Source organism: Stenotrophomonas maltophilia group sp. msm4 (genome assembly GCF_032025605.1).
GTDB lineage: Bacteria > Pseudomonadota > Gammaproteobacteria > Xanthomonadales > Xanthomonadaceae > Stenotrophomonas > Stenotrophomonas sepilia.
The window spans coordinates 782,190-799,609 of sequence record NZ_JAVSKK010000003.1 but is presented as its reverse complement, the minus strand read 5'-3'; the positions used below and the strand labels follow the sequence as shown (position 1 = coordinate 799,609).

General features: G+C 66.2%; 20 protein-coding genes. 7 read left to right on the top strand and 13 right to left on the bottom strand.

The features are described from left to right. The first annotated feature begins 5 nt into the window (after positions 1-5). Together ROV93_RS18055 and ROV93_RS18050 are read left to right on the top strand one after the other, a co-directional pair. Positions 6-776 carry a hypothetical protein gene (locus tag ROV93_RS18055; RefSeq protein ID WP_312540622.1) on the top strand — a complete coding sequence of 257 codons (771 nt, stop codon included), beginning with the start codon at positions 6-8 and terminating at the stop codon, positions 774-776. A gap of 493 nt (positions 777-1,269) precedes the next feature. Further along, positions 1,270-2,031 (top strand): DNA adenine methylase, encoded by a 762-nt coding sequence (locus tag ROV93_RS18050; protein WP_312540620.1) that lies wholly within the window; start codon positions 1,270-1,272, stop codon positions 2,029-2,031. A gap of 299 nt (positions 2,032-2,330) precedes the next feature. On the opposite strand, the gene ROV93_RS18045 is transcribed toward ROV93_RS18050, so the two are convergent. Both ROV93_RS18045 and ROV93_RS18040 read right to left on the bottom strand, forming a co-directional pair. Then, positions 2,331-3,224 carry an NAD(P)-dependent oxidoreductase gene (locus ROV93_RS18045; protein ID WP_072167234.1) on the bottom strand — a complete coding sequence of 298 codons (894 nt, stop codon included), beginning with the start codon at positions 3,222-3,224 and terminating at the stop codon, positions 2,331-2,333. Between the two features lie 98 nt (positions 3,225-3,322). Then, positions 3,323-4,234 carry a S41 family peptidase gene (locus ROV93_RS18040; protein WP_072167235.1) on the bottom strand — a complete coding sequence of 304 codons (912 nt, stop codon included), beginning with the start codon at positions 4,232-4,234 and terminating at the stop codon, positions 3,323-3,325. Positions 4,235-4,284: 50 nt separating this feature from the next. Between ROV93_RS18040 and ROV93_RS18035 the strand changes: the two genes are divergently transcribed. Then, positions 4,285-4,749, top strand: a complete 465-nt coding sequence (locus tag ROV93_RS18035; RefSeq protein WP_072167236.1) for a MarR family transcriptional regulator — start codon at positions 4,285-4,287, stop codon at positions 4,747-4,749. A 4-nt stretch (positions 4,750-4,753) separates the two neighbouring features. On the opposite strand, the gene ROV93_RS18030 is transcribed toward ROV93_RS18035, so the two are convergent. Next, positions 4,754-4,888 carry a hypothetical protein gene (locus ROV93_RS18030; RefSeq protein ID WP_255299123.1) on the bottom strand — a complete coding sequence of 45 codons (135 nt, stop codon included), beginning with the start codon at positions 4,886-4,888 and terminating at the stop codon, positions 4,754-4,756. 181 nt (positions 4,889-5,069) lie between these two features. Here ROV93_RS18030 and ROV93_RS18025 point away from each other — a divergent pair, with 181 nt between their 5' ends. After that, positions 5,070-5,372, top strand: coding sequence for a KGG domain-containing protein (locus ROV93_RS18025; protein ID WP_072167238.1), 303 nt, complete (start codon positions 5,070-5,072; stop codon positions 5,370-5,372). Between the two features lie 125 nt (positions 5,373-5,497). On the opposite strand, the gene ROV93_RS18020 is transcribed toward ROV93_RS18025, so the two are convergent. From ROV93_RS18020 to ROV93_RS18010, 3 genes are all read right to left on the bottom strand, one after another. Further along, positions 5,498-5,848, bottom strand: coding sequence for a VOC family protein (locus ROV93_RS18020; RefSeq protein WP_072167239.1), 351 nt, complete (start codon positions 5,846-5,848; stop codon positions 5,498-5,500). 104 nt (positions 5,849-5,952) lie between these two features. Next, positions 5,953-6,153, bottom strand: coding sequence for a hypothetical protein (locus ROV93_RS18015; protein WP_072167240.1), 201 nt, complete (start codon positions 6,151-6,153; stop codon positions 5,953-5,955). A gap of 91 nt (positions 6,154-6,244) precedes the next feature. After that, complete coding sequence (locus tag ROV93_RS18010) at positions 6,245-6,763, bottom strand: Rossmann fold nucleotide-binding protein (RefSeq protein WP_072167241.1); 519 nt, start codon at positions 6,761-6,763, stop codon at positions 6,245-6,247. 174 nt (positions 6,764-6,937) lie between these two features. On the opposite strand from ROV93_RS18010, the gene ROV93_RS18005 reads away from it, so the two are divergent. Then, complete coding sequence (locus ROV93_RS18005; RefSeq protein ID WP_072167242.1) at positions 6,938-10,288, top strand: autotransporter serine protease; 3,351 nt, start codon at positions 6,938-6,940, stop codon at positions 10,286-10,288. A gap of 69 nt (positions 10,289-10,357) precedes the next feature. Here the strand turns inward: ROV93_RS18005 and cml are convergent, their stop codons facing one another. Both cml and ROV93_RS17995 read right to left on the bottom strand, forming a co-directional pair. After that, positions 10,358-11,545: a CmlA/FloR family chloramphenicol efflux MFS transporter gene (gene cml, locus ROV93_RS18000; RefSeq protein WP_072167243.1), complete on the bottom strand. Its 1,188-nt coding sequence runs from the start codon at positions 11,543-11,545 to the stop codon at positions 10,358-10,360. Between the two features lie 253 nt (positions 11,546-11,798). Next, positions 11,799-12,251 carry a PA2169 family four-helix-bundle protein gene (locus tag ROV93_RS17995; protein ID WP_005419568.1) on the bottom strand — a complete coding sequence of 151 codons (453 nt, stop codon included), beginning with the start codon at positions 12,249-12,251 and terminating at the stop codon, positions 11,799-11,801. A gap of 467 nt (positions 12,252-12,718) precedes the next feature. Between ROV93_RS17995 and ROV93_RS17990 the strand changes: the two genes are divergently transcribed. Continuing rightward, complete coding sequence (locus ROV93_RS17990) at positions 12,719-13,360, top strand: glutathione S-transferase family protein (protein WP_072167244.1); 642 nt, start codon at positions 12,719-12,721, stop codon at positions 13,358-13,360. Positions 13,361-13,383: 23 nt separating this feature from the next. Here the strand turns inward: ROV93_RS17990 and ROV93_RS17985 are convergent, their stop codons facing one another. After that, complete coding sequence (locus ROV93_RS17985; protein WP_072167245.1) at positions 13,384-13,791, bottom strand: hypothetical protein; 408 nt, start codon at positions 13,789-13,791, stop codon at positions 13,384-13,386. A 49-nt stretch (positions 13,792-13,840) separates the two neighbouring features. Then, complete coding sequence (locus ROV93_RS17980; protein ID WP_005419573.1) at positions 13,841-14,260, bottom strand: H-NS histone family protein; 420 nt, start codon at positions 14,258-14,260, stop codon at positions 13,841-13,843. 118 nt (positions 14,261-14,378) lie between these two features. Between ROV93_RS17980 and ROV93_RS17975 the strand changes: the two genes are divergently transcribed. After that, complete coding sequence (locus tag ROV93_RS17975; RefSeq protein ID WP_019660763.1) at positions 14,379-14,771, top strand: DoxX family protein; 393 nt, start codon at positions 14,379-14,381, stop codon at positions 14,769-14,771. An 18-nt stretch (positions 14,772-14,789) separates the two neighbouring features. Here ROV93_RS17975 and ROV93_RS17970 read toward each other — a convergent pair whose 3' ends face one another. The 3 genes from ROV93_RS17970 to ROV93_RS17960 all read right to left on the bottom strand — a co-directional run bounded on the left by ROV93_RS17970 (position 14,790) and on the right by ROV93_RS17960 (position 17,269). Further along, complete coding sequence (locus ROV93_RS17970; protein ID WP_258012533.1) at positions 14,790-14,969, bottom strand: hypothetical protein; 180 nt, start codon at positions 14,967-14,969, stop codon at positions 14,790-14,792. Between the two features lie 19 nt (positions 14,970-14,988). Beyond that, positions 14,989-16,566, bottom strand: a complete 1,578-nt coding sequence (locus tag ROV93_RS17965) for a serine hydrolase domain-containing protein (protein ID WP_258012534.1) — start codon at positions 16,564-16,566, stop codon at positions 14,989-14,991. Between the two features lie 61 nt (positions 16,567-16,627). Further along, the gene (locus ROV93_RS17960; RefSeq protein WP_072167246.1) at positions 16,628-17,269 is read right to left on the bottom strand and encodes a hypothetical protein; all 642 of its coding nucleotides are present in this window, start codon (positions 17,267-17,269) and stop codon (positions 16,628-16,630) included. Positions 17,270-17,420: the final 151 nt, after the last annotated feature.

Here is a 17,420-nt window from a genome sequence, read left to right as displayed (position 1 = left end):
CCCCAATGCCTGACGTCAAACTCTCCCAGCTCGCCGCAGCCAGTGCCGCCTCGGTCGCCGCCGGGGCCGGCCTGTGGACGATGGCTGGCCACATCCTCGGCCTGCGCATGGAGTACGTGGGGCCGGCTTCCATTCGCGTTTCCAGCGGCAGCGCCTGGATTCCGTCGTTGCAGCAGGCCATTGAGGTGCCTGCCGCGCTGACCCTCAGCGGTCTGACGCTTGCGGCGAACACCTGGTACCACCTCTATCTGTACCTCAACGGCTCGACACCGGCGATCGAAGCTGTCACGGATGCTCCGGCTGCTCCTTACAGCGGGACTGCTCGTAGCAAGGCTGGAGCGCCTTCGCGGCGGTATGTCGGCAGCTTCCGGACCGATGCGGGCGGCGTCATCGCCAAGTTCAAACATGTCCCAGCAGCTGGCGCCGTCGTCTATCTCGGGATCCGACCGCTGTCGCTCAACGCTGGAGTGTCAACCACCACTACGAGCGTCAGCCTCGGCGCGGCGGTACCGACGACGGCCGCCGCTGCCGCGCTCATCATCAGCTTGGACGCGGCTGGCGCTGCGCTGTTCACCGGTAACTCGGAGATGCCCGACCCAGTCCTTTCTAACGGCAACTTCCTTGGGTACACAGAATCCTCCACCCAGGTCTCAGTGAGTCGGATGGATGGGCACCCGGTCGACGCGAATCAGAGCATCAGCTACCGGCTGAGCCAGACGCCGTCGTCCGGAACGGGGGCCTACGTTCGTGTAATGGCATACACCTATGAACGCTGAGGGCATCATTGTGGAAGCTTTTGCAGTCACGCAACGCGGGTACCGATCGATCAAGAAGGGCGACCCGCTGGTAGCTGGGGAGCGTGAGGTTGACGAGATCCCGGCATCACTAATGGAGGCTATTCGGTTAGCACAGGCACGGGGGCAGCGCACCACGCTCCTTCGCGGATGCGATTGGACCCAGACGCCTGATAGTCCGCTGGGATCTGACGCCAGGCTGGCATGGGGTGTCTATCGCCAGGAGCTTCGCGATCTGCCGGAGAAGCCCGGTTTCCCTGACTGTGACTGGCCGGTGCCGCCGGCGCTGCCGAATGGAGCTGCCAGCGTGTCCTTGCCAGGCGTCAGCACCAACTAGAACAGGGCGCCAGGCTGGCAGCTGGAACTGCCAACCTGGCACCGCAACACACGCGTACAGCCCGCGTGCTATTGGCCGAGGCCCTGCTCCCCGCGCGGGGGAGACGAGCCTCGCCTAGACCTATCGCAGAGGCTGAGAATGAAGACGACCACGCTGTTCCCCTGGCCGGGCGGGAAGACCCGCCTGCTGCCCCACCTGCTGCCCCTGGTGGCCGATATCCCACACCGCACCTACGTCGAGGCCTTCGCCGGTGGCGCTGCTCTTCTGTTCGCGAGGGAGCCAGCCAAGGCCGAGGTGCTGAATGACTGTCACGGCGAACTGGTGCGTCTCTACAGGGTGGTGGCCAACCACCTGGAGGAGTTCGTGCGTCAGTTCAAATGGGCGCTGACAAGCCGGGAAATGTTCCGGTGGTGCCAGCTCCAGCACCCCGATACCCTCACGGATATCCAGCGCGCTGCGCGCTTCTACTATCTCCAGCGCCTGGCTTGGGGCGGCAAGGCCACTGGTCAGACCCCCGGCTTCGGCAGGGGAGGCAAGGGCCTGAACCTGCTGCGCATTGAGGAAGACCTGAGCGCAGCACACCTTCGGCTCCACAAGGTCACCGTGGAGCATCTGGCCTGGCAGCAGTGCATGGCCAAGTACGACGCCGCCGACACCCTGTTCTTCCTCGACCCGCCGTACTGGGAGACCGAGGGTTACGGCACCCCCTTTGGGATGGAGCAGTACCAAGAGCTGGCCGGTCAGATGGCCGGGCTGCGGGGTGCGGCCATCCTGACGATCAACGACCACCCGGCCATGCGGAAGGTCTTCGGTCAGTTCAGGGACAGAGTGGTTCCGATCAGGTACACGATCGGCCGGCAGGCGGTGCAGCGGCGGGAGTTGATCTACACGACCTGGTAGCCCGGCCGGGCCACGGGGCGGTTTCCGCCCCGTGCAATTTCATTCCCGTGGGCGCAACATGGGCGCCCCACCGTTTATCTCACGTGTGGCGGGCGATTTATCGCGCGCCGTTACAGACCGGCACCACGAGGGCACCGCGCAGGCGCGCGATCCGTCGCGCAGGCCACCGGCCGCCGGGGCGCGCCCGGCGCTGGAAGCGCACTGGGTTAGCGGCCGCCCGCCAACGAGGTTGAGGCGGTCGGCCTGCACATTCCTGAATCCGCTCAGGGTCGGCTCAACGCTCCCCCTCTGCGATGCCCTCACTCGGCCACGCGGTCCTTGATCCACTGTGCCCGCGGCAGTACCTCGATGCTGCCGACGGCATACTGCTGAAGCACGTCGTCGGGCCCGAAGCACGGTTTCCAGCCCAGCGCGCCGCGCAGGCGGGCACTGTCGTAGACACGGTCGATGCTCAATGGCAGCGGCCAGCCACGGCGTTCGAATTCGGCCAGCAGCTGTGGCGCGCGACGGGCCAGCACGCTACGCGGGTGGGTGGCCAGCTCCAGGCAGTCCTCGCGCCGGAACGGCGTCGGGGCACAGGCGAGGTAGCGCGCGAACCGGGCGCCTTCGTCGAGCAGCAGTGCAGCATGTGCGCTGGCCACATCGCGGGCGTCGATGCCGCGATGCAGGCGGAACATCGCCATCCGTTCGGGCGGTTCCGGGAAACACCGGCCCATGCGCAGCACGCGAACGCTGAAGCCCGGCGTGGCGGCGGCTTCGGCCAGGGTCTCTGCCTGCAGCTTGGTACGGTGGTAGATCGTGCGCGGCAGCGGCTCGGTGTCTTCGTCGATCCAACGGCAGCCACCGGCCACCACGGCATGGCCATACAACGCAGTGGTGCTGGTCAGCACGAAGCGCCGTGCACCGGCTTCGCGTGCCGCCTGCAGCAGGTGTGCGGTGGCCTCCACGTTGATCTGCTGGAACACCGCATCCGGCACCAGGCCGACATGCGGGGCATGCAGGGCCGCGGTATGGATGACCGCATCCACGCCCTGCACCGCGCGCGCGACGGCCTGCCGATCGCTGACATCGGCAATGATGCGCGTGGTGGCAAACGGACTGCGGTCCAGCCCCACCACTTCGTGGGCAGCCGCCAACGCACCGAAGATCGCGCGCCCGATGCGGCCGGAACTGCCGGTCAACAGAATCTTCATTGAGTCCATTCACTCGAAGCGCCCGGGAACTACCGGGATGCTTCGATTCTAGGCATGCAATCGCGCATCCGCGATAGGACAGCCATGCAATCGTGCGTTCATCTTGACGACTTCGCAGGCGCCAGCAGTTGCCGCGCGATGAACAGCGGATCGTCGCCGCCGGCCACATCAGGCCTCACGCCAGTACGTTCCCAGTTTCCACCGGTGCGCAGATTGATGGGTTGCCGGTCGGGAATACTGACCTGATAGCCATCGGGCAGCAGCACAGGATCACCAAACATATGCGCGGCACCGCCACTGCGCGTACCGACAATCCGCGCACGGCCCAGTGCCTGCAGCGAATAGGCGACGAACTCGGCCGCCGAACCGGTGCGGCGGTCGATCAGCACCACCAGCGGTTTCAGGTACGCAGGCAGGCTGGCAGGCGGCAGCGGGACCGGCGTGCGCCGGCCGCGCTGGTCCAGCTGCTGCACCGCGTCGATCTTCGCGTCCAGCAGCGTGCGTACCAGCAGGTCGGCACTTGCATCGTCGCCGCCCCCGTTCTGGCGCAGATCCAGCACCAGGCCATCGGTGTCGGCCAGCAGGGCAAGGGCCGCAGCGAACTTCGGGCGCGCCAGATCCAGCGGATAGAAGGTACTCAGGCGCAGGTAGCCAATGTTGCCCTCCATCACCCGCACCTCGCGCACGCCGGCACCATTGCCGCGGGCATCGGCGCGCCAGGCCATCAACCAATCGTCCTGGCCGGCCGCTGCGTCCACGCGTTCAACATGGAAGTGGCCATCGAACATGTCCAGGTCCTGGTTCAGGCGTGCGCTGAACGCAACCGGATCCGAACAGCTGTCCGCATAGCGCTGCTGCACCGACCAGGTGCGCAGGGCATCGGCGATACGGGCGCCCTCCGCCTCGTCAAGGTACTGCGCCTGCACGGCGGTGGCCGCCGCGCGCAGCACTCCGTCCTGCGCCGGGCAGGCCCCTGCCAGCAACGCAGCGAGCATCCAGGACACGGCCATCAACCACCTCCGCGTTGAAGATATATAAGCGCTTATATATCATCCTGGTCATGGATCTCCAACACGCCACGCTCGGCACGTTGCTGCGCGCCCTGCTCGACCAGCTGGACCCGGCGGTCGAGCAGGCCTACCGGGACCTGCAACTGGACTACCGGCCCCGCTACACACCGGTGCTGCGCACGCTGATGGCGCAGGGCCCCTGCCGGATCAAGGACCTGGCATCGGCCTGCGGGCTCAGCCATTCGGCGCTCAGCCAGACCGTGGCGGCGATGGTGCGCGATGGCTGGCTGCACGCGTCCAGCGGCGACGATGGTCGTGAACGCATCCTGCAGTTGAGCCCCCGCGCACAGCGCGCGATGCCTGCGCTGCAGGCGCAATGGCAGGCCACTGCCGTAGCGGCGCGCAGCCTCGATGCCGATCTGGGCCAGCCGCTGGAGCAGGTACTGCGCGACGCCCTTGCAGCGCTCGCACAGCGGCCCTTCGCGCAGCGCCTGCAGGACGCCCGCCGGCGCTGAAGCCTTACTGCTCTGCGGCCATTTCGATTTCGCTGGGGAAGGTCCAGCCGCCGTTGCCCAGGCGCAGCTCCATCGTGCGGCACTGCGCGGCCAAAGGGGCTGTATTGCCGAGCACGTACTCCTCTTCGGTCGAGCCCATCACGCCGGCCTGGGTGAAGGGTGCAGTTCGTCCTAGCCACTCAGGGCGATGCGCGCAGCGGCGTACCTGCGCCGTGAAAAGCAGTACGGTGCGGCGTGAAGGCAGCCGCACCGGTGCGGACACTCCGTTAGCCGGGCACCGGCAAGGATGAGCTTCCCTTCCATGCAACGGGAGCCTTCCCATGGCCGACCAGCACCACGGCACTTCCCATCGTGGCTTCGCCTCGATGGACCAGGACAAGCAGCGCGCGATCGCCGCAAAGGGAGGACGCGCCGCGCATGCGTCCGGCAATGCACACGAGTTCAGCCCGGCCGAGGCACGCGTGGCCGGCCGCAAGGGCGGCGAGGCGATCAGCCGCAACCGACAGCACATGGCAGCGATCGGCCGCGAAGGCGGGCACGCTCGCCACGCCAATGCACGGCAGCAGCGGCAAGCGGCCGAAGCGACGCCAACGAGGGACGGTTCACAACGCCAGCAGGGCTGACCGCGGCGCGTTCAGGCGCGCCTGGGCTGCCGGAGCAGCCCGGATGCCGCGAGCAGGGCCAGCACGCCGGTAGACGGTCATCGTCCCGCGCGCACCGTCAGGCGTGGCGAGGCACCATCCACCGCTCAGGCGTGGGCGAGGATGTTCAACAGCCGACCGAACGGATCGCGGACGAAGAAGCGCCGCACGCCCCAGGGTTCGTCGGCCGGGCCATATTCCAGCGCGATGCCGGCCGCGCGCATGCGCTGCAGCACGTCCTGCAGATTGTCCACTTCGATCGACAGGTCCGGCACCGGCGTGCCCGAGCCCCCTTCGCTGGCGAAGCTGACCTGCGCTTGCGCACTGCCCTGCCCGCCGTGGGTGACGATCCAACCATGGTCCATCACCACCGGCATGCCGAGCAGCTCGCCATAGAACGCAGCGGCACGTGAGGGATCGGGCGTGGCGATGTTGGCGACGACACGCTTGACGGCCATGTTCCACTCCACCAGGAAGAATGTGTCGAGACTGCCCGACCTTGCGCATGAACAGAAGAGCCCCGTCACGGACGGGGCCCGTCTTCAGCCGAGCATGGCTGGGCTTACACCGCGCCGCAGCGCTCCATGACACATCGATCGTATTCGTACTGGCATTCCATGGCATCACCACCACCGGACACACATGCCTGGTAAGCCTTCCAGCAGGGTAGATCGCAGGGCTGGACCGGTCCGGCCAGGGCCACCGAGCCGCTGCAGGCCAACGCGAACACAACACCGGCGATCACTTTCCCGAAAGTACGCATCGACATCGCTCCTTGATAAGCCCGGTGATCCCAGGCCGGGCCACCTTAGCGCTGCACACGGGACGCTGGGTGAAGGCCGATGCCGCTCGACTCAGCGGTGCAGCAACCCCAGCACACGCAGCTGCCCGGCCAGCTCATCAATGTTGCGCCACGGCAGGATCGGCGAATTGCCGCGCTCGTCCGGCGGGTTGTCCGGCAGCGCATCGGACCAGCCACCGGCCCCGACAAGCGGCAGCAGCGGCCGCTTGTGCAGCCAGGCCAGGCAAACCTCCGAGATCGTACCGGCGCGCCCGCCGATCACGATGCAGGCATCACCGGCCAGGGCCATGATCAGGTTGCGCGCATCGCCCATGCCACAGGGCACCACCACCGTGGCGGGCCAATCGGCTGCCGGCATGCCGCTTTCCGGGATCACGCTGAGCACTTGGCCACCGGCGGCTACCGCCTGCTCGGCAGCTACCCGCGTAGCGGCACTGCCACAGCCGCTGACCAGCGTGATGCCCTGCACGGCCAGGAAACGCCCTGCTTCAGCTGCGCGCTCGAACGCGTCGCTGCCAGGATCGGAACTACCCAATATCGCCAACTGTGGTTTACGCAATGCGTTACGCATGGACGGCTCCAAGGCCTCGGAAAGAAAGGTCGCGGTGCCCGGCCCGGCGGAACCACGTCATGCACCGATCACAAATCATTAACGCGTTCATAAAATTCCTTTCACATTGCTGGGGGATATCGCCACGCCTTGACGTTAACGGCCTTGATGTCCGTCAACCAAGGAAGTTGTCCGATGAATCACCCGCTGTACGGCCGTTCGTCCCGCTCCCTGTCGCACCGCCCGCTGGCGCTTGCCGTCGCCAGCTCGCTGCTGCTGGCCACCGCACTGCCAGCCATAGCCAGCGAATCACTCGAGGCCTGGCAGCAGCAGCGCCAGCTGCAGGCCGCGTGGGCGCAGCCCGCTGCCAGCACGGCACCCGCAGCGACAACCGCTGCGCCTGCCGCCAGCAGCACCGCCGTTCTTGGCAACCCGGGCGATCCCGCCAGCTGGCGCAGCGATGAATTCAACGCCGATTGGGGCCTGGCTGCGATGGGCGCGGATTACGCCTATGCACGCGGCCTGACCGGCAAGGGCGTACGCCTGGCGCTTTTCGATTCGGGCTCCGCGCTGGCGCATCCGGAGTTTGCAGGACGCAATACCTCCAGCATCACTATCGGTGCCCACTGCGCGACGCCGGGTGTGGTCGCGGGGACCGGTGCCTGCGGGCAGACCCGCGGCGAACAGCCCGGCTACAACTACTACGGCCTCGGTGCCGGCGTTCCGGCCGCACTCGCGGCACGCCTCATCGCGGCCGGCCAGCCCTATGGCTTCAGCTACGCCGACCACGGAACGCATGTACTTGGCACCATCGGCGCCAACCGCAATGGCACCGGCATGCATGGCGTGGCCTTTGGTGCGGATCTCACCGCCGCCCGCGTGTTCGGCGACACCTACTATGAGTGGCGCCTGGATCCGGACAAGTACTATCGCCCGCGCGCGGTGTACCGCACCGATCCGGATGACGCCGCCACGCTGGACATGTATGCACAGATCCAGGCGCAGGGCGTGCGTGCCATCAACCACAGCTGGGGCATCTCCACGCGCAACATGACCGCCGCCGCGCTGGACCAGCAGTACGCCAACATCGGGGCCGACTACGGCGTGTACGGCAGCATCTACGCCAGCAATGGCGATACCCCGGGCTCCACCCTCATCCAGGTGTGGTCGGCTGGCAACGGCAGCGGCGCGGTCGCCGGAATCACGGCCGCCATGCCGCGCTGGAAGCCCGAACTGGAACCGTACTGGCTTGCCGTGGCCAACGTCCGCCGGCCCAACGCCGCTGCGGGCGAAACCGACTATGTGATCGATGGCAGTTCTAGCATCTGCGGCGTTGCCGCCAACTGGTGCATCTCGGCACCCGGCACCGACATCGTCAGCACCATCGTGTCCGGCGATATCCAGGGCCGCGTCGAGAACACCTCCGCCTATGTGCGGCTGATCATCGACAGCGAGAACACTCAGTACGTCTATGGCACCAAGACCGGCACGTCGATGGCGGCGCCGCACATCACCGGCGCGCTCGGCCTGCTGATGGAGCGCTTCCCCTATCTGGACAACGCGCAGGTGCGCGACGTGCTGCTGACCACCGCACGCGACCTGGGTGCAGCAGGCATCGATCCGATCTACGGCTGGGGCATGGTGGACCTGAAGAAGGCCATCGAGGGCTACGGCTCGCTGCGCGTGGACACCAACGTGGTGATGAACCAGAAGGCCGGCGGCCTGAAAGTCTGGGAAGGCGATGCCTGGGACAACTGGACCAACGACATCGGTGGCCCTGGCAAGCTGACCAAATCCGGTATCGGCTGGCTGCGCCTGAGCGGCAACAACAGCTTCAACGGCGCGGTACTGCAGGACGGTACGCTGGAATTGAACGGCGCCAACACGCTTGCATCGGCGGTCGAAGTACAGGGCGGCCAGTTGCTGCTCAACGGCAGCCTGGTCTCCACCGCACTGACCACTACCGGTGGCGTGAGCACGGTCAGCGCCAGCGGCGTGCTGAACAACAGCAACCTGGTGATCAACGGCGGCGTGGTGTCCTTCAACGGCACGCAGACCGGCGGCACCACCACGGTCGGCGCCAATGGCCTGCTGAAGGGCGTCGGCACGCTCGGCAATACCCGCGTGGACGGCCTCATCGCGCCGGGCAACTCGATCGGCACGCTGACCATCAACGGCAACTACGTGCAGGGCGCCACCGGCGTCTATGCCGCCGAGCTGGCCCCGGGTGGCCGCAGTGACCAGTTGCACGTGACCGGCACCGCCACCCTTGGCGGCACGCTGGTCGCGCTGCCGGAGCCGGGTGTGTACTACCTCGGCGAGCAGTTCAACTTCCTGCGTGCCGACGGAGGCATCAACGGCCAGTTCGCCAAGACCGACTTCAGCGCGTTCTCCCCATTCCTGCAGTTCAGCCTGGCCTACGGCACCAACGGCACGCGCATCGACGTCGCCCGTGGCGCTTCACTGACCACCGCCGCGCACACGCCCAACCAGCGTGCCGTGGCGGCCGCCGCCGACCTGCTGCCGATCGCCCAGGGCCTGCCCAAACCACTGACCCAGCTGTTCCCGCAGCAGGTTGGAGGCGTGCTCGATGGCCTCAGCGGCGAGCTGCATCCGGCCACGGCCATCGCCTTGGTCGAGGGCAGCCGCTACGTGCGCGATGCCGCGTTGTCACGCCGTGCCGGCGCCGCCGCACCCGGTAGCGACGTGGGTGACGCGACGGGTGCATGGGTGCAGGCCATCGGTGGCAACAGCAAGCTGGACGGTGACGTCAACACTGCCCGCACCGAAGCCAACAGCAACGGCCTGCTGGTCGGCATCGACCGCGAGTTCTCCGGCTGGCAGGTCGGCGTGCTGGCCGGTACGGGCCGAACCGACGTGAAGCAGCAGGACCGTCGCGCCAAGTCGAAGATCGACAACACGCACTTCGGTGCCTACGCCAGCCACAACTGGGGCGGTTTCGGCCTGCGCGGTGGTGTGGCGTGGAGCAAGCACGAGGTGAAGAGCACGCGTGATGTCGCCTTCGCAGGCTTCAGCGACAGCCTGAGCGCACGCTACGACGCCCGCACCCGCCAAGCCTTCATCGAAGCCGGCTACCGCTTCGGTGGCCCGGAAGCCGGGCTGGAGCCCTACCTGCAGGTCGCACGTGTCGAAGTGGACCTCAAGCGCGTCAACGAACGCGGTGGAGCAGCGGCACTGCAGGGCAAGGTGGACGATACCGGAACCACGATTGCCACTGCCGGTCTGCGCTTCGACAAGGGACTGAAGGCTTCGTTCCAGCAGGAGAGCTGGCTGCACCTGCGTGGTGGCGTCGGCTATCGCCGCGCTTCCGGTGATCGCAGCCAGGTCGCCAACCTGGCCTTCGCCAACGGAAGCGCGACGTTCGCGGTCAACGGCGCACCGATCGCCGACAACGCGGTGGTGGCCGAACTGGGCCTGTCGGCCTGGCTGACCGAGCGCCAGCAGCTGGAACTGGGCTACAACGGCCAGTACGGCAGTGAAAGCCGCGACCACAGTGCGAATGTGCGCTGGTCGGTGCGCTTCTAGTTCCCGTCACGTGTTCTCATGAAGGATTGGGCGGCCTGATGGCCGCCCTTTTTTTATCACCGGCCGAGGCTAGCGGCAGCCGCGCAACATCGCCGCGGCGACCAGGCTGGCCACTGGCAGCAACAGCCCATAGGCCACCAGCGGCCATACCGTATCGCCCGGCAGCAGCACCGTAGCCAGTGTTCCGAAGCAGGCCACGATCAGGCTCTGCATCGCGTAGTAGAGCGCCACCGCCATACCCGACGCATCGGCAAACTCACTCAACGCGCCGTTGGCAGCCACCGAAACCACCATCACCAGCCCCGCCGCGATGCCCCACATGGGCAGCACGACGCTGGCGAATGACAGTGGCAACTCCGCAGCGAGCGCCATCAACAACACACCCCCCACCATCACGCACAGGCCACGCACGAATGTGCCAGGCACCGCCCAGCGCGCGATGAACGTCTTCGCCATGCGCGACGTGAGGATCATCATCAGTGCCACCGTCGCGAACGCCAGGCTGAACGTGATCTGGGAGTACTGCATGCGCTCGACCAGCACGCGCGGTGCGATCGAGAAGAACACGAAGAACGCGCCCATCGCGGCACTGAATCCCAGCGTGTAGACCCAGAAGGCACCACTGCGAAGAATTCTCTGCAGTGCCGGTCCAGCGTCTCTGCGCCCTGCGGGTCGGGTTTCCTGCCACAGGCGTTGCGCGCGCAGGACGGCGACCAGGCCAAGCACACCCAGCAGCACGAAGATCGCACGCCAGCCTGCTGCCGCAGCCACCAGTGCACCCAGCATCGGCCCCAGCGCCGGTACGAAGGCCAGCATCGAAGCGAACAGTCCATACAAGGACGCCCCCTGCGGTGTATCCGCGTATACGTCGCGGACCGTGGCAAATGTCGCTACCAGCGCTGCCGACGCGCCAATCGCCTGCACTGTGCGCCAGGCCAGGAAGAACCCGCTATTGCTGGACAGCGCCAGCGCGAACGAGGCAACGGTGAACAGCAGCGCCCCCAGCAACAGCACGGGGCGGCGCCCGATCCGGTCGGACAACGGGCCGAACAACAGTTGGCCGACGCCGAGCACCAGCAGGTAGATGCTCAGCGTCAATTGCACCCGCGCAGGCGATGTTCCCAACGCGCCGGGCATCAAGGGCACTACAGGCAGATAGATATCCATGGCCAGCGAGGCCAAGAGGTCGAACGGCGCCATCAGCGCAATGGCCGATGGCAGAGTATGGGCCCAACGCGGGGCCTGTCGATTGAACATGGGGAGTCTCCGCCCAGAGTGAGTCCGGCGGTGATCCATCCACTTCGCATGCATCGCAGGGATGTTCACCGCAACAACGTCTGCGTCGTTGTTGCGGCTCAGCGAACTGTCTGCGGACCGTTCCCGTAGTTCATGGTGCTCATTGTTGGCAGTGCGGAACCGGCAAGAGTGTAGCAGCGACCGATTCAGGGTGGCCGGGGCAGCGGTGCCGCCCCGGCCGCGGCGTCCCTGGGGAGTGGGACGCCGCTGATCGTCAGGCCGCCTTCATCGCATGCTTGCGCGCGCGCATCACGTTGTGGCACTCCTGCACTTCCGGCAACAGCTGGGTGACTTCCTGGCGGACCGCCGGCGGAAGCTCGTTGTCCTTCAGCACGTCCTTGAACGCGCCCAGCAGGCGGTCCTCCGATTCTTCCAGCTCGGCCACATAGCCATAGTTGGTGTCACCGAAGGCTGCACGCACCTTGCCGTAGAACTGCTGCATCGAGCCGACCACGGTGCCGTGCTCAGCCGGCTTGCCGCCGCTGGCGGCCACCGAGCCACTCAATGCGGCCACGATGCGACCCTTGACACCGGCAATGCGGGTGAACAGCGCCGACAGCTCGGCATCCTTCACCTTGGTTGCGGCTTCTTCATAGAACGACTTGCCGTCACGGGCGATCTCGATCAGGTCGTTGAGACGGTGTTCGATGGTGGACTGGGTGCTCATGGCGTTGCTCCTGTGTCGTCGTTTCGGGGGAGAAAAGCAGCCTCGACTGCGCTGCCTGTGGATCCACTCTGGACACGCTCGTGTGGTTCGCAGGTGAGCAACGATTGATACGTACATCACTTCACCCAACCCGCACTGACTTTTTCACGCGGCGGTGGCGCGTGGATCACATCGAGCGATCCTGGGCAGGGTCACCAAGGAACAAAGAGGATGATCAGCACGATCACCAGGACCGCAACGAGTGCTCCCATCAGCACGTTTCTCTGGCGCCAACTGGGCTTGGGTTTTCCGGGGGTATTCATGCCTGTTACCTGTCTCTGCGGATGACCCCGGCAGACTGATGTATCCAGGACAGTGCGTGCGTGCAGAGCACGTGCAGGCAACGTGCAGGGCACCGCCCGCATGTCGATTTACGGCGCACTCGCTCGTCAGATCATCAAAGCCCTCCTTGACCGCGGACCGCTCCCATGCCTCCCATCCTCACCGCCTTCGCCACCTCCCCCGACCGCGGCCAGGGCTTGGCCCGTGACATGCGCGTGCGCTGGGCACTGGAGGAACTGTCGGTAGCCTATGACGTACAACTGCTCACCTTCACCGAGATGAAGCAGCCCGCTCACCTGGCACGGAATCCGTTCGGGCAGATTCCCACCTGGCAGGAGGGCGACCGGACCCTGTTCGAATCCGGCGCCATCGTCCTGCACCTGGCCGAACAGCACCCCGGCCTGCTGCTGCGCGATCCGGACGCCCGCATGCGCGCGATCATGTGGGTGTTCGCTGCGCTGAACACGGTGGAACCGCCCATCGTTGAGCGCTCCATGGCCTGGGTGCTGGAGCGCGAGCAGCCGTGGTACGCACAGCGGCTGCCAATGCTGGATGAGCGGGTTCGGGCGCGGCTGGCGCAACTGTCGACATGGCTGGCCAAGGCGCCGTGGCTGGATGGCGATTTCAGCGTGGGCGACCTGATGATGGTCTCGGTGCTGCTGCGCCTGAAGAGCAGCGGGCTGCTCGACGAGTATCCGACGGTGGCCGCCTATGTGGCCCGCGCGACGCAGCGGCCCGCCTACCAGCGCGCCTTCGCCGCGCAGCTGGCCGTATTTCAGAACGGGTAGTTCCACGCCATGCGTGGAAACACTCAGCGCAAGCTGCGCCGGCAGGCGGCCTGCACCAGCATCAGCTGCGCCACCAGGATCAGCATCGCGCAGCCCGACAACAGCCAAGGGTTGATGTACCACTGCTCATTGAAACTGAAGTCGCCTGCGGAAATGCGCTTCCAACCGTTGAAGTGCTGCATCGCTGCGACCACGAAGGCGAAGCCACCCGCTGTGTACGACAACCAGGGCACGGTGAGGCTCCCCGGGCGCGCGAACAGCGTCAGCAGGCCGAGCACGCCGATGACCGTGCGCTGCACGCGGCAGTACGGGCAGACATAGGCCATCCCGCTCCATTCCACCGCCCAGGCCAGCAGGCTGACCAGCACGGCCGCGCCTGCGGCGGCGTGCAGGACTTTCGGCGTGATCGTCATGCCACTCGCGTGTGCCATCCCCTGCTCCTTGGTTGAAAGACCCGGGCAGGGTAGCAGTGCTGCAGCCTCATCCCTTCTTGATGACGGTCCGCTTGCCGATGGTGCTGGTCTTGCCAGCGGTCGGCCTGGCCAAACCAGGAATCAGGAAATCGGTGACCTTGTGGCCCATCGACACCTTGGACGCCAACCAGCGCGGCATGCGCCCGCGACCGGTCCAGGTCAGGCGCTTGTACTCCGGGTCGCGATACTTGGGCGCGACTTTGCCGGATTTACGGCGGGCGGGTTTGCGGGCGGGCGCAGGTGTTTCCGAGGCTTGGCCGCCAAAGAGTTCTTCGAGGGTGTAGCCGGCTTCGGCGGCGGCGGCCTTCAGCATCCGCCGCACCGCACTGGCCGGACGGCGGCTGGAAATGAGCTGTTTCCGCTGTTCAGCGGCAACCACCAGGGCACCCAGCTCGCGAAGGCTGAGCGATTCAATATCGATCGTCATGCGGGAAAGGTCTACTGCAGCGCGGCAGCTGTCAAGGCGCCTTGCCCGGCGCGTAGACACGGGCTTCACTGCCGGTGGGCTCCGATCGCCTGCGTCGGCCATCTCCGAGGACCTCGACGTGAGCACTTCATCGCATTCGCTCGCCTACCTGCTTGCACGCATCCTGCTGATGGCCCTGTTCCTGGTCTCCGGGCTGGGCAAGCTCGGCGATCTCAGCGGTACCCAGGGCTACATGGAGGCAATGGGAGTACCCGGCATCCTGCTCTGGCCGACCATCGCGTTCGAAATCGGCAGCGGCCTGTGCATCCTGCTCGGCTTCCAGACCCGGCTGGTGGCGGTCGTGCTCGCAGGCTTCAGCCTGGTCACCGCTTTCATCTTCCACCACAACTTCGCCGACCAGACCCAGCAGATCATGTTCCTGAAGAACCTGGGCCTCGCCGGCGGCTTCCTGCTGCTGGCGTGCACCGGGGCGGGACGTTACAGCATCGATGGGCGTGGGCGGCGCGGATGAGCGCGCGGCATGCCGCCATCACCCCTGGCCCATGGGCGCGACGCGCCGCAGGCGCAGGTTGCGCCATGTCGGCTGGGAGCCGCGAAAATCCACCGCTTCGCCATCGCTGGTGAACAACAATCCTGGCTCCACCTCAGCAACCAGGCGGATGCCATCGATGTACAGCCAGCCGTGTCGTTGCTCCAGCACAACGAACATCGATGGTTTGCCCCATTGGTCAACGCGATAGCGTCCCAGCCAGGGTTGCCAATGGGGCGCCTGCGGCCCGGTGGGCCCATCGATGGGATCGTTCTGGTCCAGGCCATCCTCGCCGTTGCTGCATTCCAGGTACGCCGGCAGCATGTCCGTCGCCGCATGGTAACGGTACGTCGCAACCTCTCCATCGGTGTCCACAGTGAAAAGTTGATCGCCGTCGATGGCCGCAAAGCGGGTACCCTCGGCGTGCGCCCCTCGATGCAGTTGCAGCTCCCCGTTTCCGGCAACCCCGATCTTCGCCTTGCCGCTGCGCCCGATCCAGCTTCCCGCCATCTGCTGCATCTGGTCCTGGGTCAACCTGATCGGCGCCAGGCTTGATAGGGGCACACGCGGCTGACGGGGCCCGAAACGCGCCGACAACAGCTGATCGAGCAGACGCTCGCCGATGCCGTACCCCGCAGACGTCGCGCGATTGAACATCGCGGCAAATCCAGCGTTTGCCTGCCTGCAGTAGGTGAACACGCACCCGAATCCGAAGCCCCCCGCCGCGGTGGTGCAGCAGCCTCACCGGTGTACTGCCGTAGAGGCGTTCGCTGCGCATCACACCGAGCCCGTAGTCACCGCCCAAGCCGAAACCATGCATCTCGTCCCAAAGGTGAGGCTCGAGCAGTTGCTGCGCACCGGATCGGCCGCCACCGAGCAGGAAGCCAAGATACTTCGCCATGTCGGCGGCACTGGTCCAGACGCCTCCCGACACCACCAGCGGCGTCACCGGCGGTACCTGCGCATGGCCTTCCTGGGTTCCCAGTGCCCGCCCCTTGCTTGCCAGGTAGATCGAGGCATCGGCCGTACTGTCGCGCATTCCCAGCGGCTCGAAGATCCGGCGCTGCAGCCAGGCCGGATAGCTGATGCCCGCAACCTGCTCAAGGACATGACCGGCAAGGTCGAAGCCCAGGTTGGAGTAGCGATAGCGCGTACCCACCGGAAAGCGCAGCCATGTCTGCGAGATGCTGCGGACGTGCGCATCAAAGCCCGGCGACGCCGGTTCGTAGTTGTTGCCCAGTGGCGCCTCGTGCGTGAATCCCGCGCGATTGGCAAGCAGCAGGCGCAGGCTGATGCGCTCCTGTGGAGCATGCTCGAAGCGGCTGCGCACCGTGAACGACGGCAGATAGCGGGTAATGGGCGCGTCCAGATCAAGGATGCCGTCCTGCACGGCCAACAGCACCGCCACCGCCGCGAAATTCTTCGAGGTGGACTGGATGCTGAACATCGTGCTGGCGTCTACGGGCACGCTGCCCTGGCCTGATACGTGACCGAAGCCTTCAGTCCAGCGCACCTGCCCGCCTTCGACCAGGCAGACGGCAGCGGCACCGATGCCGCTGCCGTCCATGGCCGAGCGGATCACGCCGCGTTCCGCGTCGATCAGGCTCGCGGTGGTGACGCTTGGCCGCGCCGGGGTGGCAACACCGGTGGGAATGAGCGTGGCCGCCGGAACAGCCGCGGCATTGACCAGGAAGGTGCGACGACTGAGCGTAACAGGCATCAGATCACTCCACTTCAGGATGCCGCCATCTTCCCGCCAGCAGAAATGGCAGGGCATGTGTCATTCGGCACAGAGTGCGGTGATCGATGGAGCTGCGCCTTCGCTGGCTGAGCAGGCCTCAGCCCGGAGGGTCCGGCAAGCGGATTCCCTGCGCCAAAACAAAGGCGCGGGACTCGCTCCAATAGGCCTGTGGCGGTTCCCGCAGCTCGGGTCGCGCCCAGTAGTCGTTGCCATGCAACGCGCTCATCACATGGCACCAGCCGTCACGCGGATCGTGAACCTGAAATCGCCCGCGATGATGGCGCGGATGATACGCATAGTGGCCAAGCGCCTCCTGGCGCGCTTCATCCGGCGAACGACCCGCCTGATGGACCAGCGTCCATGCACGCATGTGGCGTGCATGCGCAAGCGCGCCAAGGTACTCGTCCTCATCCAGCAGCGGCACCTGCTCACCGCGGGCCAGGCACAGTGCGTCCGATTCGGCTTCGTAGTCCAGCGACGGATGCGCCAGTTCCGGGTGCTGCTGCCAATACCCTTCGCCCTTCACGTGCAGCATCGCCCAGTGCCAGGGCTCGTCGTGGAAGATCAGCGCGTGTTCGTATTCGCGGCCGGGGCTCTGGTCGGGATAGCGCTTCCGTGCCTGTTCGAGCGCCTGCGCCTCGGGCACCTGGCCATGGTGGACCAGACACCAGGCGAACAGGTGCCGGCTGTCTTCGATTTCGGTGGTGAAGTCTTCCACCGGCATATCGGTGTTGGGCATGGTCGATCCCTGTGTGCGGATCAGATGATACCGACGCCGCAGGTCGCGCGGGGGGAGCGATGAGGCCTGCGACCGGTCATGCGAGGTCGGTTGGTGGCCCACCAGCAACCACAAAACCTCCAGGAACCCAGCATTCAATGGGCGAATCTGA

Excerpts from the sequence above, each read along its gene's own strand:
- ROV93_RS18015 (WP_072167240.1), bottom strand. The coding sequence starts at position 6,153 with ATGCGTACTTTCGGGAAAGTGATCGCCGGTGTTGTGTTCGCGTTGGCC.
- ROV93_RS18050 (WP_312540620.1), top strand. The coding sequence starts at position 1,270 with ATGAAGACGACCACGCTGTTCCCCTGGCCGGGCGGGAAGACCCGCCTG.
- ROV93_RS18055 (WP_312540622.1), top strand. The coding sequence starts at position 6 with ATGCCTGACGTCAAACTCTCCCAGCTCGCCGCAGCCAGTGCCGCCTCG.
- cml (WP_072167243.1), bottom strand. The coding sequence starts at position 11,545 with ATGTTCAATCGACAGGCCCCGCGTTGGGCCCATACTCTGCCATCGGCC.
- ROV93_RS18025 (WP_072167238.1), top strand. The coding sequence starts at position 5,070 with ATGGCCGACCAGCACCACGGCACTTCCCATCGTGGCTTCGCCTCGATG.
- ROV93_RS17965 (WP_258012534.1), bottom strand. The coding sequence starts at position 16,566 with ATGCCCTGCCATTTCTGCTGGCGGGAAGATGGCGGCATCCTGAAGTGG.
- ROV93_RS18005 (WP_072167242.1), top strand. The coding sequence starts at position 6,938 with ATGAATCACCCGCTGTACGGCCGTTCGTCCCGCTCCCTGTCGCACCGC.
- ROV93_RS18010 (WP_072167241.1), bottom strand. The coding sequence starts at position 6,763 with ATGCGTAACGCATTGCGTAAACCACAGTTGGCGATATTGGGTAGTTCC.
- ROV93_RS18045 (WP_072167234.1), bottom strand. The coding sequence starts at position 3,224 with ATGAAGATTCTGTTGACCGGCAGTTCCGGCCGCATCGGGCGCGCGATC.
- ROV93_RS17985 (WP_072167245.1), bottom strand. The coding sequence starts at position 13,791 with ATGGCACACGCGAGTGGCATGACGATCACGCCGAAAGTCCTGCACGCC.
- ROV93_RS17995 (WP_005419568.1), bottom strand. The coding sequence starts at position 12,251 with ATGAGCACCCAGTCCACCATCGAACACCGTCTCAACGACCTGATCGAG.
- ROV93_RS17980 (WP_005419573.1), bottom strand. The coding sequence starts at position 14,260 with ATGACGATCGATATTGAATCGCTCAGCCTTCGCGAGCTGGGTGCCCTG.
- ROV93_RS17960 (WP_072167246.1), bottom strand. The coding sequence starts at position 17,269 with ATGCCCAACACCGATATGCCGGTGGAAGACTTCACCACCGAAATCGAA.
- ROV93_RS18040 (WP_072167235.1), bottom strand. The coding sequence starts at position 4,234 with ATGGCCGTGTCCTGGATGCTCGCTGCGTTGCTGGCAGGGGCCTGCCCG.
- ROV93_RS18020 (WP_072167239.1), bottom strand. The coding sequence starts at position 5,848 with ATGGCCGTCAAGCGTGTCGTCGCCAACATCGCCACGCCCGATCCCTCA.
- ROV93_RS18030 (WP_255299123.1), bottom strand. The coding sequence starts at position 4,888 with ATGGGCTCGACCGAAGAGGAGTACGTGCTCGGCAATACAGCCCCTTTG.
- ROV93_RS17970 (WP_258012533.1), bottom strand. The coding sequence starts at position 14,969 with ATGTTCGTTGTGCTGGAGCAACGACACGGCTGGCTGTACATCGATGGC.
- ROV93_RS17990 (WP_072167244.1), top strand. The coding sequence starts at position 12,719 with ATGCCTCCCATCCTCACCGCCTTCGCCACCTCCCCCGACCGCGGCCAG.
- ROV93_RS18035 (WP_072167236.1), top strand. The coding sequence starts at position 4,285 with ATGGATCTCCAACACGCCACGCTCGGCACGTTGCTGCGCGCCCTGCTC.